Below are 16233 nucleotides of genomic sequence, written 5' to 3'. Positions count from 1 at the left end.
ACGGAATGTATGTTTTTGTAATTTCGGGAACTATTACTGTTGATGGACAAGAATTAGAAACTCGTGATGGTTTAGGAATTACCGCTTTTGAAACTTTAGATATCAAAGCAACTTCAGACTCAAAGTTTTTATTAATGGAAATTCCAATGGAACAATAATTTTTTATTATGAACGAAGAAGTACAACTAAAAATTAATGATAAAAACGGAGCTTTTTACATTGAAATAAACGGAAAACAAGAAGCTTTAATGACTTTTGTTTTCGCGGGTGATGATAAAATAATTATCGATCATACGGAAGTTAACCCTGGAAATAACGGGAAAGGTTTTGGAAAAAAAATGGTTGCTAAAGCCGTAGAATTTGCAAGAGAAAAAGGAATTAAAATTATTCCACTTTGTCCGTTTGCGAAAAGTGTTTTCGATAAAACTCCAGAATTTAAAGACGTTTTGTAATTATGGAAAATCTTTTAGAGAATGATATTACAGGTAAAATTGGTACACAGAAATATTTGTGTACCATTTCTTGGCGTAACGGAACATTTGTAATGGATGAACCAGAAAGTATTGAAGGAAAAGACCTTGGTCCAGATCCGTATTCGACACTTTTAGCGTCATTAGCAGCTTGTACTTTATCAACTTTACGAATGTATATCGACAGGAAAGGTTGGGATATTCCAGAAATAAACATTTCGCTAAATTTATCTCAAGAAAACAATGCTGAATTAACAACAACCATAACAAGGTCAATAACTTTTTCAAATACAATTGAAGAAGATATAAAAAATAGATTGCTAATTATTGCAGAAAAATGTCCTGTTTCTAAAATTTTAAAAAACAAAATAATCATTAATACATCATTATAATATGGATACTAACGACATAAAAAAAGAATATACAAACGGAGAAGTAACTGTTGTATGGCAGTCGGGAAAGTGCATTCATTCTGGAAACTGTGTTAGAAATAATCCAAATGTATTTCAACCAAAAGAAAAACCTTGGATAAAAATTGATGGCTCAACAACTGAAAAAATTATTGATACCGTAAAAAAATGTCCATCTGGAGCATTAACTTATTATTTAAACGAAAAATAAAATGGTTCAATATTCAGTAATCGTTAACGCCTCTTTAGATAAAGTTTGGAGTCATTTAATTTATAAAATCGAAAAACCAGAAAACTTTGTTCCTGGCTTAAGTAATGTTATTATTTTGGAAAAAAATAATGATTTTGTAACAAGGCAAATGACCATTACTACCGAAGAGAATTCAGCTGTTATAAAAGAAAAAATCACATTCGTTCCATATAAAGTACGTTTTTTAATATTGGAACACCCCAATTTTGAAGGATATGTAGATAATGACATTAAAGCCATTTCAGACAATGAAACTGAAATGACATTTACCATCAATTGGATCGATAAAACAACCAAATCTGAAATCAACAATAAAGAATTGGTAAAAAATGCCGTATTAAAAACAAAAACTTACATAGAAAAAAATTAATGAAAAAAATCATCGCTTTTGGAGCTTCATCAAGCAAAACATCAATTAATAAACAATTCGCAACTTATACTGCAAATCAATTTGAAAATTCAGAAGTCGAAGTACTTGATTTAAATGATTTTGAAATGCCGGTTTTTTCAACCGATAAAGAAAAAGAAAATGGAATTCCGCAATTAGCTCAAGATTTTTATACTAAATTAGGAAGTGCAGACCTAATCATTGTTTCTTTTGCAGAACATAATGGGGCTTATTCGGCAGCGTTTAAAAACATTTTTGATTGGACTTCACGCATTAACATGAAAACTTTCCAAGAGAAACCAATGTTACTTTTATCTACATCTCCTGGACCACGTGGCGGAAGTTCTGTTTTAGAAATTGCAAAAAATCGTTTTCCTTTTCAAGGTGGAGTTGTAAAAGGAAGTCTTTCATTACCAAGTTTCTTTGAAAATTTTGATGTTTCTAACGGGATTATTAATCCAGATTTAAAAAATCAATTATTAGGAATTGTAAATTCTATCGAATTATAATAAAAATACTATTTTTGCTCTTGGTTTTATAACAAATTAAACACAAAAGATGAAAGCATACATATTTCCAGGTCAAGGTGCACAATTTACAGGAATGGGCAAAGATTTATATGAAAATTCAGAATTAGCAAAATCATTATTCGAAAAAGCGAATGAAATATTGGGTTTCCGAATTACAGATATCATGTTTGAAGGCACAGCCGAAGAATTAAAAGAAACTAAAGTAACACAACCAGCCGTTTTTTTACATTCGGTTATTTTAGCAAAAACTCTAGAAAATTTTAAACCAGAAATGGTTGCTGGACACTCTTTAGGTGAGTTTTCGGCGTTAGTTGCCAATGGCGCTTTGTCATTTGAAGACGGATTAAAACTAGTTTCACAAAGAGCAATTGCTATGCAAAAAGCTTGTGAAATAGCGCCTTCAACAATGGCGGCAGTTTTAAATCTTGATGATAAAATCGTAGAAGATATTTGTGCTTCTATTGATGGTGTTGTGGTAGCAGCAAATTATAACTGTCCTGGACAATTGGTTATTTCTGGTGAATATAAAGCCGTAGAATTGGCTTGCGAAAAAATGAAAGAAGCGGGCGCAAAACGAGCTTTGATTTTACCTGTTGGTGGTGCATTTCACTCTCCAATGATGGAACCTGCTCGTGAGGAATTAGCAGCTGCTATTGAAGCGACAACTTTCTCTACTCCTATTTGCCCTGTATATCAAAATGTAACAGCAAGTGCCATTTCTGATCCAATTGAGATTAAGAAAAACTTAATTATACAATTGACAGCTCCTGTGAAATGGACACAATCCGTACAACAAATGATACAAGATGGAGCCACTTTATTTACAGAAGTAGGACCAGGAAAAGTATTAGTTGGATTGGTTGGAAAAATTAATAAAGACGTAGAAACCTTTTCGGCTTAATTTTTAAATCGAATTTAAATATAATCCTCATAAACAAATGTTTGTGAGGATTTTTTATATTTGAAAATCAAACAACTAACACATGTCAAAAATACTTGAATTATTTACTAAAATTGAAGCTTCAAAAGTCATAGCTCTTGACATTGATTATTCCCAATATATTGCTTTAGATTTATCAACTACAAATGCCGAATTAGAAAGATACAGTTTAGAAACTGCAGCAGATTATGAAGTTTTCATTCAAAATTATTTAAATAATAACAATGCCAAAATAGCTTATGGGGGTTATATAGAAACTCGAAATTTATACAAAAGAAGTTTTGTTTTCAATAGCCAAAATACTGACGAAAGAAATATACACATTGGCTTAGATTTATGGATAAACGAACAAGCTGCAATTTATTCAACTTTAGATGGAAAAATTCACAGTTTTCAGAACAATACTGCATTAGGAGATTATGGTCCAACAATCATTATAGAACATGAAATTGAAAATATTAAATTTCACACATTATATGGGCATTTGAGTGAAGCTAGCTTGATAGGAAAAAGTGTCGGTGATTTAGTAAAAAAAGGCGAACAAATTGCCACTCTTGGTCTCCCTCCTACAAATGGTGATTATGCACCACACTTACATTTTCAAATTATAATTGATATGGAAAACAAAACAGGTGATTATCCTGGTGTTTGCAATATAAAAAATCTAGAATACTACTCAATGAATTGTCCCGATCCAAATTTGTTACTAAAAATAAAGTAATTATATGTTGTATTATTTATTTTGTAACTTAGACTTATAAATAACTCAAATTTTATAACTATGAAAAAACTAATTCTATCATTAGTAATTGTAACGCTAATCGTTTCTTGTAAAAACGAGACCAAAGACAAAGTAGAAGTTGCAACTGAAGCTGTAACTTCCGATGTAAAGGAAACTGTAGATTCCGCAAAAATTAAAACAGAAACTGTTTTAGATACAGTAAAAGCAAAAACAGAAGAAACGTTAAAAAATGCAGTTGATAAAGGAGCTGATAAAGTTATTGATGCTGCAGGCAAAGTAAAAAAAGAAGTTAAAAAATAATAAAAAAGTCCTCATGATAATTCATGAGGATTTTTTTTATTTCTGAATTTCTTTCTTTTTATAATTAATGATAAAAACCCCTAAAATAATTAGCGCTGTTGCAATGATAAAATCACTAGTAATTACTTCGTCAAGAAATAACCAACCTAAGAAAACAGCAATAATGGTATTAATATAATTTAAGATTGAAACTTGTATAGCTGTAACTCTTTTTAAGGCATATAAATAACAAAAAAATGCCAAAACCGATCCGAAAATAGCTAAATATAAGGTTGCAAAAATACTTCTAAAACTCCATAAACTAACATCTACATTTGGAGAAAATATAAGCGCCAGAAACAACTGAATAATAGCTGCAATAGCAAATTGATAAAACAAATTGAGTGCAATATTATTAGATTTATGAATGTGCATTTTAGAATAAACCGTTCCTGCCGACCAACTTAAAATGGCGATACTCAAAAACAGAATTCCAGTTTTATAATTGGGTTCTAAAATAGCGCCTAATCCATCTCTAAAGATAAAAACAACCCCAAGAAAACCAACAATAACTCCAATAAAACCTTTGATACTTGGTTTTTGTAATCCAAATAAAATGCTTCCAATAAAAATAACAACCGGAGATAAGGCACTTAATATTGAAGTTAAACCACTTGGGACATTTTTTTCTGCAATAGTGGTAAAACCATTGGCGATAACAATCATTAATATTGCTGGTACAAATTGATACTTAAAATTTTTCCAGCCAATCCAAGACAATTCTTTTTTATAAAGTAAAATGCAAAGTATAATTAATGATGCCAAGCCTTGTCTCATCGAAGTAATATACCAAGGCGGAATCGTCTCGACAGCAACGCGAATACCAAAATAAGTCGTTCCCCAAACCACTGCAACTACAATTAGGCAGAATAATAATTTAAAATCAGTTTTTTGGTTCATTTTTTTTCGAGATAATAGATTTTTAGATAAAAAAGTTTGCCTTTTTTTACTGAAATCTGCCTACTGATTCCTAACTTTTTGCTGCCATTTCCAGGCACTTGCTAAAGCTTCTTCTAATGTAGATTGTGCTTTCCAACCTAAAACAGTATTTGCTTTATCTGTATTTGCATAAGCAGAAACTATATCACCTTCTCTTCGAGGAACTATTTTGTATGGTAATTTTCTTCCAGAAACTTTTTCGAAAGCGGTAATCACTTCCAGAACAGAACTTCCCGTTCCAGTTCCTAGATTGAAAGTTTCTACTTTTTCTGCATTTTTCTTATTTAACAAACGTTGCAGCGCAATAACATGGGCTTTTGCCAAATCGACCACATGAATATAATCTCGAATACAAGTCCCATCTTGCGTTGGATAATCATCCCCGTAAACCGATAATTCCTGACGCAAACCTATTCCTGTTTGCGTGATGTACGGAATTAAATTTTGCGGAATTCCAATAGGCAATTCGCCAATTTCGGCACTTGGATGTGCACCAATTGGGTTAAAATAGCGCAACAAAATTGAATTTATAGTACTGGCTTTACAAACCTCGGTAATAATTTCTTCTCCTATTTGTTTTGTGTTTCCGTATGGAGAAATTGCTGGTTGTATGGGCGCATTTTCTGTAATTGGCATTTTTTCGGCCTGACCATAAACGGTACAAGACGAACTGAAAATAAAATTAGCTTCGGTTTTTTGTTGCAATTCTTGCAGGATATAAACCAAGGTATTAATGTTATTTTCGTAATACAGTAACGGATTTTCGACACTTTCTCCAACTGCTTTTGATGCTGCGAAGTGAATCACTCCATCGATATCATTATGTTTTTTGAAGAAATTTTGTACCAATGTTTTTTCTCTCAAATCTAATTTTTCGTACAAAGGTGTTTTACCAGTAATGGCAAAAATTCCTTTCAAGACTTCTTCAGATGAGTTAGAAAGATTATCGATGATAATCACTTCAAAACCTTCATTTTGTAATTCGACAACGGTGTGAGAACCTATAAATCCCAGACCTCCTGTTACTAGTATTTTCAATGGATGTTGATTTGTATTCGATTGTTACTTTTTAGCCCCGATAGTAGTGAAAATCCTTTTGCTTTTTTCTTTAGAAAGCAAAAGATTGTAACGTATAGCGGGAATAGCTCCTAAAAAATTATTTATTTAAAAACTCTAAGACAGAATCGGTTATAAATTTTATTTGTTCGTCGTCAAGTTCTGTATGCATTGGCAATGATAAAACTTCCTGAACTAATTGATTGGTTACCGGAAAATTTTCTTCTTTGTATCTAGAATCTAAATATGCTTTTTGAGAATGCAACGGAATTGGATAATAAATCGCACATGGAATGTCTTTGCTTAACAAATAATCCATCAAACCATTTCTGTCCGCATCGATAATTCGCAAGGTATATTGATGGAAAACATGGCAATCGCAAATATCACAAATACTTGGCGCTACAATATTTTTATGTCCTTCAAAAGCTATCGAATATTTTCTAGCTGCATCTTGACGGGCTTTACCATATGTATCTAAAAGTGGTAATTTTGCATTAAGAACTGCTGCTTGAATACTATCTAAACGAGAGTTTACACCTACAACATCATGATGGTAACGCACATACATTCCGTGATTTACAATTCCTCTAAGCGTGTGAGCTAAGTCATCATCGTTTGTAAAAATGGCTCCACCATCGCCATAACAACCTAAATTTTTAGAAGGAAAAAATGAAGTTGCACCAACGTGACCTATCGTTCCTGCTTTCTTTTTTGTCCCATCAGAAAATTTACAATTGGCTCCAATAGCTTGTGCATTGTCTTCGATTACAAAAAGATTGTGCTCCTTTGCAATTTGCATTATCGCTTCCATATTCGCAGCGCGACCAAACAAATGTACCGGGATAATGGCTTTTGTTTTTGGTGTTATTGCTTTTCTAATGGCTTCAATATTAATGTTCATATTGTACATATCAACATCGACTAAAACTGGTGTCAATTGCAAAAGCGCAATAGTTTCGACAGTCGCTGCAAAGGTAAAATCGGCAGTAATTACTTCGTCACCAGGTTTTAAACCCAATCCCATCATGGCTATTTGCAAAGCATCGGTTCCGTTTGCACAAGGAATCACGTGTTTTACATCTAGGTACTCTTCAAGATTTTTTTGAAATTTGTGAACTTCTGGTCCGTTTATGTAAGCATTTGTATCTAAAACTCCTTGAATAGAAGCGTTTACTGTGTCTTTTATTTTTTCGTACTGACTTTTTAAGTCAACCATTTGAATTTTTTTCATCTTTTTTATTTATGACAAAGTCTAATATTGGATACAAAAATAGGAATTTTAGAAGAATGAATTCAAACATAATTAAAAGAAAGTGTATTTTAGCATCAGAAATATTTTGATATGCTTTTCCTATATAATTTTATCGTTTATATTGCTAATTTCTTATTGCAAATCTTTGCTGTTTTCAGTCCAAAAATGAAGCTTTTTGTTGAGGGTCGAAAAACTGTTTTTACAACTTTACAAAGCAAAATAAACTCAGAAGATAAAACCATTTGGTTTCACGCTGCCTCTCTAGGCGAGTATGAACAAGGTTTGCCAGTAATTGAAAAAATAAAAAAAAAATTTCCTGCTCACAAAATTGTGGTCACCTTTTTTTCTCCTTCTGGTTATGAAGTTAGAAAAAACAATACTGTTGCTGATGTTACGGTTTATTTGCCTTTAGATACTAAAAGTAATGCGAAACAATTCTTAAAATTAGTTCATCCAGAAATGGTTTTCTTTATCAAATACGAATATTGGCCTAATTATTTGAATGAACTCAAAAAACAGAATATCAAAACCTATCTGATTTCGGGTATTTTTAGAGAAAAGCAAGCTTTTTTTAAATGGTATGGTGGTTTTTATAGAAATGCCTTGCAATCTTTCGCCTACTTTTTCGTACAAAACGAAAGTTCTAAAAAACTCTTGCAAAGTATTGGTTTTGCTAATGTAAAAATTTCTGGAGACACGCGTTTTGATCGAGTAGTTTCTATTTTAGAACGAGACAATTCATTAGATTTTATAGAACAATTCAAAAATAATACAATAACTATTGTTATTGGAAGTTCATGGCCAAAAGACGAAAGTTTATTGGTAAATTATATTAATCAATCCTCAAATGAGGTGAAATTTATTATTGCACCACATAATATTAAGTCGGAGCAAATTCAGGAATTAAAAAATTCAATTACAAAAAAATCACTTTTATTTTCAGAAAAATTGAATAAAAATTTATCTGAATACAACGTTTTTATTATCGATACCATTGGAATTTTAACTAAAATATATTCTTACGCTGACATTGCTTACGTAGGCGGCGGTTTCGGAAATCCTGGCGTTCACAATATATTAGAACCAGCCACTTTTGGTGTTCCGATTGTTATTGGTCCAAATTTCTCTCATTTCGCAGAAGCAACAGCATTGGTCAACATGACGGGTTGTGTTTCTATTTCTAATCAAAAAGAATTGAATGAAATTTTCGATAATTTAATTCAAAATCCCGATGAAAGATTTGAAAAAGGACATATTTGCAACACTTTTGTAAATATGAATAAAGGCGCAACAGAAGTGATTTTGAAACATATACTATGATTTTATCATTTTGACAACTCAAAATAAATAATGATAACATTTAAACCTTTAGAATTTATCGATATAGAAGCCATCACTTATATGATGCAAGATTTTTATGCTATTGATAATTATCCTATAAATCTTGAGGTTTCTAAAAAATTATTTGAAGAATTTATTACCAATCAAAATCTTGGAAAAGCATATCTCATTTACAATTCCGACGAAGAAGAAACTTTAAAAATAGTTGGTTACGTAATTCTAACTTTTGTTTTCAGTTTTGAATATAAAGGAAAAATTGCATTTCTTGATGAGTTATACATTAAAGAAACAGCTAGAGGAAAAGGCATTGGCAATCAAACAATTTTGTTTATTAAAGAAGAATCAAGGAAATTAAATTTGAAATTAATTTACCTAGAAGTCGAAAATCATAATGAAAATGCTCAAAAATTGTATATTGCAAACGATTTTAAGGTTCACAATCGGAAAATAATGAAATACAAATTAAATTAACTATATGAAATTTTTAAAACTATTCCTCCTATTATTTGTCATTCAAACACAGGCGCAACAAGGCGGTATGTGGATTCCTTCGTTACTAAATGGGATGAATGAAACAGAAATGAAAATCTTGGGTATGAAAATCTCTGCTGATGATATTTATTCGGTAAATCATTCGAGCTTAAAAGATGCTGTCCCACAATTTAACGGTGGTTGTACTTCGGAAGTAATTTCTCCAAAAGGATTAATTCTTACCAATCACCACTGTGGTTTCGATGCTATTCAAAACCATTCATCGATAGATCATGATTATTTGACCAATGGTTTTTGGGCTATGAAAATGGAAGATGAATTGCCAAACGAGAATTTAGTAGTAACATTTATTGTAAGTATCAATGATGTGACTGCTCAAGTTTTAGATGGTGTTGCTTCGATTACTTCGGAAGCAGAAAAACAAAAGAAAATTCAAGAAAACATCACTAAAGTTTCTTCCAGTTTTGCAAAAGAAGCTTGGCAAGAAAATAAAGTGCGTACTTTTTTTGAAGGAAATCAGTACATTTTATTTGTAACAGAAACTTTCAAAGACGTTCGTTTAGTTGGTGCACCACCAAGTTTGATCGGTAAATTTGGATCTGATACTGATAACTGGGTTTGGCCACGTCATACAGGAGATTTTTCGATATTTAGAGTTTATGCTGACAAGAATAATCATCCAGCGGCTTATTCTAAAGACAATGTTCCTTATACACCAAAACACTTTTTACCAGTTTCTTTAGACGGAGTTCAAGAAGACGATTTTACGATGGTTATGGGTTATCCTGGTAAAACTCAAGAATATTTACCATCATTTGCAGTAGCACAAATTGTAAATGAAACCAATCCTGCAAAGATAGAAATTCGTGATGCAGCACTAAAAGTACAAGATGGTTTTATGCGAAAAGACAACGCAATCAAAATCCAATATGCTTCAAAATATGCTGGAGTAGCCAATTATTGGAAAAAATGGATTGGTGAAAGTCAAGGTTTAAAAAAATCGAATGCTATTCGCATCAAACAAAATTTTGAAAAAGATTTTCAACAAAAAGTTATTGCAACAGGCAAACAAAACGAATATGGTAACTTATTAGCTGAATTTGAGAAAAACTACACTGAAATAGCACCTTATGCCGTAAGCAAAGATTATTTTAATGAAGTGGTTGTAAAAAATACAGAATTATTAAGTTTAGGATATAAATTGTACCAATTAGAGCAAGTGTTTACAACCAAAGGCGAACAAGCTTTTAATGATAGAAAAGAAAACTTAATCAAATCTCAAGAAGATTTCTTTAAAGATTTTAATGCTACTGTAGATGAGAAAGTTTTCGAACAACTCATTGCACTTTACGGGAACAAAGCACCAAAACAATTTTTACCTGCTTCATTATTAAATGTAGATTATAAAAAACTAACAGCATTAATATATAGCAAATCGAAATTAGTCGATTATGCAAAATTTAAAACGCTTTTAAGTGGTGATGCAAAATCAGTATTGAAAAAATTGAATTCAGACAAAGGTTACACTTTTGTAAAATCATTAGCGGATAATTACAGTAAAAATGTTGCTCCAAAATATGATGAAATAAACTTAAAAATAACTGCTTTGCAAAGAACATATATGAAAGCACAGCTAGAATTATATCCTAACTCACGTATTTTTCCAGATGCCAACAGCACTTTACGTGTTACTTACGGAAAAGTAAAAGGATACGCTCCAAAAGATGCTACCTATTATAATCCCGTTACCTATTTAGATGGTGTTATGGAAAAATATGTTCCTGGTGATTACGAATTTGATGTTCCAAAAAAACTAATTAAGTTGTATAATAACAAAGATTACGGACAATATGGGGAAAACGGAAAATTACCTGTTTGTTTTATAGGTACAAATCACACAACAGGAGGAAACTCAGGTAGTCCAGCGGTAGATGCTCAAGGAAATCTAATTGGATTGAATTTTGATCGTGTTTGGGAAGGTACTATGAGTGACATACATTATGATCCATCAATTTGCCGAAATGTAATGGTCGACATGAGATATGTACTGTTTATTGTTGACAAGTTTGCGGGTGCAAAACATTTAATTGATGAGATGAAATTAGTTCATCCGAAGAAAAAATAAATCACTAATAACCAGTGTTTTAAAAACACTTAAGGTTTTTTACGATTTTTTTTAAATATTTTTTTTAGAAGTTTTTTTTGGCACAGAAATTGTAAATAAATCACATGTTGACAAAGATTGATTTTTTTTTAAAAAAAGTAAAAAAAAAGTTTTACATATAAAAAATTTTATATCTTTGCAAAGAATTAATAATTAACCTTTATAATTAAGTAAGATGAAAAAAGTTGTTTTAAGTTTAGCTTTAGTAGCTATGATGAGTGTTTCTTTTGTATCATGTAAAGATGCTGCTGCTGAGGCTCCAGTAACTGAAGAAGCTGCTCCAGTAATGGAAGAAGCTGTTGATTCTGCTGCTACAGCTGTTGATACTGCTGCTGCTGCTGCTACAGAAGCTGTTGCTCCTGCTGCTGACGCTGCTGCTGCACCTGCTGCTGACGCTGCTGCTGCACCTGCAAAAAAATAATTAGAAAACACTTCTAAAAATTTTAAACCACGCCATTGGCGTGGTTTTTTATTTATAATAGTTTTTAGTTCCTTCTGAAAATTACAAAGATTTAAATTAATGATGTTTTTCATGAAGAAAATTCATCATTCTATTATTTAACTCAATCTTTTATAAACTATACTTCATTATCTTCGACTCTAATCAACATAATAGAGAAGAAAATTAATTATTTATTTCTTCTAAATTATCAAAAAAAGCTAAGTCATTATTAGAAAAGTCAAGTATTTCTGATTTTGATGCATATTTTATAATCTCATCTATTCCTTTTTGTAACAAAAGTTGCGTAGTATATTTTCGACTAATAGCCATTTCTTTTTCATGTATAATTAGTCTGAAATAAAATTTATCTCTTGAGGATTTAAATTTTAAAAAAATTGCATCCGCAATAGAAGATTTTAAATATTCAATTTCATTCTCGCATTCAAATTTAAGTTCAAAATTATTACTCGTAAAAATAACCTTTCCTTTTCTAGATGTAAACTCAAACTTATATTCGTCGTTTAATCTTTTACTAATAACAAATGTGCTCATAAATAATTGAATGTTTATAACTATATTCTACTTTATGACTGTAAATATATGTTTAATAAACTAATTTAACTTTAGATCTAATAACTCATTTCAACAATAGATTTTACCTTTTCTAAAGTTATATTTTGCTTTTCTCCCAATCCTAACCAACCTCTTTCTTTAAAACGATCCACTATAAAATTAGCTGTTTTATCAAAATCTTTGGTATAATCAGACAGCTTAGTTTGCATTCCCATAGTATGGAAAAATTCTACTGTTTTATTTATGGCTTCGTTTGCAATTTCTTCTTCAGTTCCAGTTAAATTAAAAATACGTTTCCCGTATTGTGCTAATTTCCCTTTTTTAGTTTCAAACATTACTCGGTACAAATTTGGACCAACAATAGCCAAAGTTCTTGCATGATCAATTTCATACAAAGCTGTTAATTCGTGACCTATCATATGTGTTGCCCAATCTGAAGGAACTCCTTTTTGGATCAATCCATTCAAAGCCATGGTGCAACTCCACATAAAGTTAGAAGCTAAGGCATAATCTTTCGGATTCTCAACCACTTTAGGTCCAACCTCAATTAAGGTTTGCAAAATACCTTCTGCAATTCGATCCTGAAGATATCCATCATGTGGATAGGTTAAATACTGCTCCAATACATGTGTATAAGCATCTACAACTCCATTTTGTAATTGTCTTTTAGGCAAAGATTCAATTACTGTTGGATCGCAAATAGAAAATTTTGGAAATAAAGCAGAACCGCCAAAAGCTAATTTTTCTTGAGTCGCCTCAATAGTTACCACCGCACCTGAGTTCATCTCACTTCCAGTTGCTGGTAAAGTCAGAATAGTTCCAAAAGGAATTACTTTAGACAGATCTTTAATTAAAAGTCTCTTTTGAAGAATGTCAATTGGATTTCCTTCAAAATGTACCGCAGCTGAAATAAATTTCACCCCATCAATTACAGAACCACCACCTACAGCAAGAATAAAGTCTATTTTTTGTTCTTTGACAATAGTAACTGCTTTCATCAATGTTTCAAAATGTGGATTTGGTTCAATTCCTCCAAATTCAATAATTTCGAAACCTTTTAGATTGTTGATTACTTGTTCATGAATTCCATTTTTAAAAATACTTCCACCACCGTAAGCCAAAAGGATTTTTGCATCTTGTGGGACTAAGGTTGAAAGTTTTTCCATTTGTCCTTTTCCAAAAATTAAATTGGTAGGATTATATAATTCGAAATTTAACATATTCTTATTTTTTAGAATTCAACTGGTTTAATAATTTCTCTGCAACTAGTTTAGACGAAGCTGGATTTTGACCTGTAATTAACAAACCATCTTCAACAGCATAAGGTTGCCAGTCTGCTACTTTTGAATATGTTGCTCCATTAACCTGCAACGCATCTTCCAGTAAAAATGGAACTACATTTGTTAAACCAACAGCAGTCTCCTCTGTATTAGAGAACCCAGTCACTTTTTTGCCTTTAACTAAAAATTCTCCGTTAAATTTTACATTTTTCAACACTCCTGGTGAATGACAAACAAAAGCAACTGGCTTTTTATTTTTATAAAATGCTTCGATTAAAGCGATTGAATTTTTATCTATTGCCAAATCCCATAATGGACCATGCCCTCCTGGATAAAAAACCGCATCATAATCAGACTCTCTTACATCGGCTAATTTGTGGGTGTTTTTTAATTTAGATAATAACTCAGTATCTGCATCAAATCTTTTGGTATCTTCAGTTGCAGCAGACGGATCTTCACTTTTTGGATCAATTGGAGGCTGTCCTCCTAGCGGTGTTGCAATATCTATTTTCACACCTTTATCTAATAATTCGTAATAAGGAGCAGCAAATTCTTCTGTCCAAAATCCTGTTTTTTCTCCTGTGTTTCCTAGTTTATCGTGACTAGTGAGAACAAATAATACCTTTTTCATACTTTTTTTATTTAATTTTTGTGCGTTTGCAGTTACTGTAAAGCAACTTGTTGTTAGTACTACAATAGCAAATAATGCGATTTTTTTCATTTTTATATTTTGCTTTGTACAAATTTAAGGCGAATATGTTATTAGTGAAAATAATTTAAATTATGTTTGTGATAAATATATTTATATCATGGTTAATCTAGAATGGTATCGAACATTTAAATCGGTATATAAAAACAGAAAGTTTTCTTTGGCAGCCAAAGAACTATTCATTAGCCAACCAGCTGTAAGTCAACAAATATCAATGCTGGAAGCTCATGTAGGTTATAAACTTTTCAATCGAAAGTCTAAAGGTGTAGAGCCAACGGAATATGCTAAGTTACTCAATAATTTAATCATTGAAGCGCTAGACCGACTGGAAAATGTAGAAAATGGTTTTCGTGCCAAAGCATTTAATGCAAATCGATTAATTTCAATTGGAATTTCAAAACATTTAATGAGTAGTCTAGGAAGTAGTTTAATTTCAAAATTTGATTTTATAGATTTTAGCACTCATGAAAACGATGCGCTTTTTGAGTTAGTAGACTCCAAAAAAATCGATTTTGCTATTGTCACCAAACAGTATGATACCTTTGATACTATTCAAAAAAAAGTTGGAGAAATCAAACAAGTTATTGTTGGCTCAAATACTATTGATACTTCAGAATTGAAAGCTAATATTAAAATTAATGATTTAGTATCGATCGAAAATTGGCTAAACAATCAAAAATGGTTCAGCCACAATGCACAAATTCCTCACATCAAATTATTCTGGCTATATGTTTTTAATAAAAAAAGACCTTCTATGATCCCTAATTATATTATTCCATCAGAATATGAAATGTTAGAAATAATTTCAAAAAATACTGGTATTGCAGTTGTTTGGCATTGCAACGCAAAAAGTTTAATAAAAAATAACAAACTAAAATTGTTATGGGATAGTGAACAGATGCCAAGTACCGAAGTATTTTTATTAGCTCGTAAAAATGAAAATTTGAGTACTATTTTTGAGAATATTGAACTAGAATTGAAAAAAAAACTGGCTTAACTACTTTTTATAAAAATTATTATCATCTATATATTCCCAAACTTTAATTGGCAATAAAGGTTGTATATTTTTTTTATTTTTTATATTCTCACGAATAAATGTTGATGAAATCTCTACAATTGGCGCATCAATCATATGAATTTTTGGATTGTTTTTAAACTCAAAATTATCAATCTCTGATGAAACCCTAGGATAAACATATATATCATGATTTTGTAGAATAATTTCATGATTTTTCCATTTATCAAGTGATCTTAGGTTATCCTCTCCCATAATTAGAGAGAATATGTGATTTGGAAATTTATCTTGTAAATATGCTAAAGTATTTATGGTATAATTAGGTTGTGGTAATTTAAATTCAATATCCGAAGGAATAATTTTCGAATAATCTTCAGTTGCCAAATGAACTAAATGCAATCTCTGATAATCATTTAGTAAAGTTTCTTTCTTTTTTAATGGATTGTGCGGTGTTACAACCATCCAAATTTGGTCCAAATCTGAGTATTCTACTATATGGTTTGCAATAATTAAATGCCCAATATGAATTGGATTAAAACTGCCAAAATACAACCCTATTTTCATAAAATTATTATTTTTTATTCATTAAAACCGACAAAGATATACTAAATACTCTCTATTAATTGATTAAATCCCTAAAATATCTTAACTAAAAAACACTATTCATTTTGAGATAGTTTTTTATATATCATAAAGTCTGCCGATAGTTATTGGGAGAGATGATTTCTGATATAATTGGTTGATTTTATAATAAAAAAAATCCTCACCAAATAAATGATGAGGATTCAAAGAAAGGCGACGACATACTCTCCCACAAAAATGCAGTACCATCTGCGCAGGCGGGCTTAACTTCTCTGTTCGAGATGGGAAGAGGTGAGCCCCGCCGCAATAACCACCT

The 16233-nt window shown here is 31.2% G+C and carries 21 protein-coding genes and 1 rRNA gene; 14 read left to right on the top strand and 8 right to left on the bottom strand.

All coding sequences use genetic code 11. The features are described from left to right. Nucleotides 1-5: 5 nt before the first annotated feature. From ACKVOV_RS09055 to ACKVOV_RS09015, 9 genes are all read left to right on the top strand, one after another. The gene (locus ACKVOV_RS09055; protein ID WP_409206441.1) at nucleotides 6-158 is read left to right on the top strand and encodes a hypothetical protein; all 153 of its coding nucleotides are present in this window, start codon (nucleotides 6-8) and stop codon (nucleotides 156-158) included. Between the two features lie 9 nt (nucleotides 159-167). Next, nucleotides 168-452, top strand: coding sequence for a GNAT family N-acetyltransferase (locus ACKVOV_RS09050; RefSeq protein ID WP_409206440.1), 285 nt, complete (start codon nucleotides 168-170; stop codon nucleotides 450-452). Nucleotides 453-454: 2 nt separating this feature from the next. Next, nucleotides 455-862: an OsmC family protein gene (locus ACKVOV_RS09045; RefSeq protein ID WP_409206439.1), complete on the top strand. Its 408-nt coding sequence runs from the start codon at nucleotides 455-457 to the stop codon at nucleotides 860-862. 1 nt (nucleotide 863) lies between these two features. Next, nucleotides 864-1091: a (4Fe-4S)-binding protein gene (locus ACKVOV_RS09040; RefSeq protein WP_409206438.1), complete on the top strand. Its 228-nt coding sequence runs from the start codon at nucleotides 864-866 to the stop codon at nucleotides 1089-1091. 1 nt (nucleotide 1092) lies between these two features. Beyond that, nucleotides 1093-1500, top strand: a complete 408-nt coding sequence (locus tag ACKVOV_RS09035) for an AtaL-like protein (RefSeq protein WP_409206437.1) — start codon at nucleotides 1093-1095, stop codon at nucleotides 1498-1500. Further along, the gene (locus tag ACKVOV_RS09030; RefSeq protein ID WP_409206436.1) at nucleotides 1500-2027 is read left to right on the top strand and encodes an NADPH-dependent FMN reductase; all 528 of its coding nucleotides are present in this window, start codon (nucleotides 1500-1502) and stop codon (nucleotides 2025-2027) included. The genes ACKVOV_RS09035 and ACKVOV_RS09030 overlap by 1 nt, the downstream gene beginning before the upstream one ends. Nucleotides 2028-2076: 49 nt before the next feature. Beyond that, a complete protein-coding gene (gene fabD / locus ACKVOV_RS09025; protein WP_409206435.1) occupies nucleotides 2077-2949 on the top strand; it encodes an ACP S-malonyltransferase in 873 nt (290 codons plus the stop codon). An 82-nt stretch (nucleotides 2950-3031) separates the two neighbouring features. After that, entirely contained in the window at nucleotides 3032-3709 is a 678-nt protein-coding gene (locus ACKVOV_RS09020; protein ID WP_409206434.1) for a peptidoglycan DD-metalloendopeptidase family protein, read from the top strand. 60 nt (nucleotides 3710-3769) lie between these two features. Further along, on the top strand, nucleotides 3770-4030 hold the full coding sequence (locus ACKVOV_RS09015; RefSeq protein WP_409206433.1) for a hypothetical protein: 261 nt from the start codon (nucleotides 3770-3772) through the stop codon (nucleotides 4028-4030). Nucleotides 4031-4066: 36 nt separating this feature from the next. Here ACKVOV_RS09015 and ACKVOV_RS09010 read toward each other — a convergent pair whose 3' ends face one another. From ACKVOV_RS09010 to ACKVOV_RS09000, 3 genes are all read right to left on the bottom strand, one after another. Next, entirely contained in the window at nucleotides 4067-4969 is a 903-nt protein-coding gene (locus ACKVOV_RS09010) for a DMT family transporter (protein ID WP_409206432.1), read from the bottom strand. A gap of 60 nt (nucleotides 4970-5029) precedes the next feature. Continuing rightward, complete coding sequence (galE, locus tag ACKVOV_RS09005; RefSeq protein ID WP_409206431.1) at nucleotides 5030-6046, bottom strand: UDP-glucose 4-epimerase GalE; 1017 nt, start codon at nucleotides 6044-6046, stop codon at nucleotides 5030-5032. Nucleotides 6047-6164: 118 nt separating this feature from the next. Continuing rightward, nucleotides 6165-7298 (bottom strand): DegT/DnrJ/EryC1/StrS family aminotransferase, encoded by a 1134-nt coding sequence (locus tag ACKVOV_RS09000; protein WP_409206430.1) that lies wholly within the window; start codon nucleotides 7296-7298, stop codon nucleotides 6165-6167. Nucleotides 7299-7409: 111 nt separating this feature from the next. On the opposite strand from ACKVOV_RS09000, the gene ACKVOV_RS08995 reads away from it, so the two are divergent. From ACKVOV_RS08995 to ACKVOV_RS08980, 4 genes are all read left to right on the top strand, one after another. Further along, nucleotides 7410-8639 (top strand): 3-deoxy-D-manno-octulosonic acid transferase, encoded by a 1230-nt coding sequence (locus ACKVOV_RS08995; protein WP_409206429.1) that lies wholly within the window; start codon nucleotides 7410-7412, stop codon nucleotides 8637-8639. A gap of 30 nt (nucleotides 8640-8669) precedes the next feature. Further along, the gene (locus ACKVOV_RS08990) at nucleotides 8670-9131 is read left to right on the top strand and encodes a GNAT family N-acetyltransferase (protein ID WP_409206428.1); all 462 of its coding nucleotides are present in this window, start codon (nucleotides 8670-8672) and stop codon (nucleotides 9129-9131) included. A 4-nt stretch (nucleotides 9132-9135) separates the two neighbouring features. Next, the gene (locus tag ACKVOV_RS08985; protein WP_409206427.1) at nucleotides 9136-11277 is read left to right on the top strand and encodes a S46 family peptidase; all 2142 of its coding nucleotides are present in this window, start codon (nucleotides 9136-9138) and stop codon (nucleotides 11275-11277) included. A 214-nt stretch (nucleotides 11278-11491) separates the two neighbouring features. Beyond that, entirely contained in the window at nucleotides 11492-11737 is a 246-nt protein-coding gene (locus ACKVOV_RS08980) for a hypothetical protein (protein WP_409206426.1), read from the top strand. Nucleotides 11738-11941: 204 nt separating this feature from the next. Here the strand turns inward: ACKVOV_RS08980 and ACKVOV_RS08975 are convergent, their stop codons facing one another. The 3 genes from ACKVOV_RS08975 to ACKVOV_RS08965 form a co-directional block, all read right to left on the bottom strand. Then, nucleotides 11942-12310 carry a DUF1508 domain-containing protein gene (locus ACKVOV_RS08975; RefSeq protein ID WP_409206425.1) on the bottom strand — a complete coding sequence of 123 codons (369 nt, stop codon included), beginning with the start codon at nucleotides 12308-12310 and terminating at the stop codon, nucleotides 11942-11944. A gap of 77 nt (nucleotides 12311-12387) precedes the next feature. Continuing rightward, nucleotides 12388-13551, bottom strand: coding sequence for an iron-containing alcohol dehydrogenase (locus ACKVOV_RS08970; RefSeq protein ID WP_409206424.1), 1164 nt, complete (start codon nucleotides 13549-13551; stop codon nucleotides 12388-12390). Nucleotides 13552-13555: 4 nt separating this feature from the next. Continuing rightward, nucleotides 13556-14332: a type 1 glutamine amidotransferase domain-containing protein gene (locus tag ACKVOV_RS08965; protein ID WP_409206423.1), complete on the bottom strand. Its 777-nt coding sequence runs from the start codon at nucleotides 14330-14332 to the stop codon at nucleotides 13556-13558. 88 nt (nucleotides 14333-14420) lie between these two features. On the opposite strand from ACKVOV_RS08965, the gene ACKVOV_RS08960 reads away from it, so the two are divergent. Then, nucleotides 14421-15317, top strand: a complete 897-nt coding sequence (locus ACKVOV_RS08960) for a LysR family transcriptional regulator (RefSeq protein ID WP_409206422.1) — start codon at nucleotides 14421-14423, stop codon at nucleotides 15315-15317. Here ACKVOV_RS08960 and nadD read toward each other — a convergent pair whose 3' ends face one another. Together nadD and rrf are read right to left on the bottom strand one after the other, a co-directional pair. Continuing rightward, entirely contained in the window at nucleotides 15318-15899 is a 582-nt protein-coding gene (gene nadD / locus ACKVOV_RS08955; protein ID WP_409206421.1) for a nicotinate (nicotinamide) nucleotide adenylyltransferase, read from the bottom strand. It abuts the gene before it with no gap. 226 nt (nucleotides 15900-16125) lie between these two features. Continuing rightward, nucleotides 16126-16233: ribosomal RNA gene (gene rrf / locus ACKVOV_RS08950) — 5S ribosomal RNA — on the bottom strand; the annotation flags it as partial.

It is taken from the genome of Flavobacterium sp., from assembly GCF_046153165.1.
Classification (GTDB): domain Bacteria; phylum Bacteroidota; class Bacteroidia; order Flavobacteriales; family Flavobacteriaceae; genus Flavobacterium.
The sequence above is the reverse complement of the archived record's forward strand: the minus strand, read 5'-3'. Positions and strand labels throughout refer to the sequence as shown.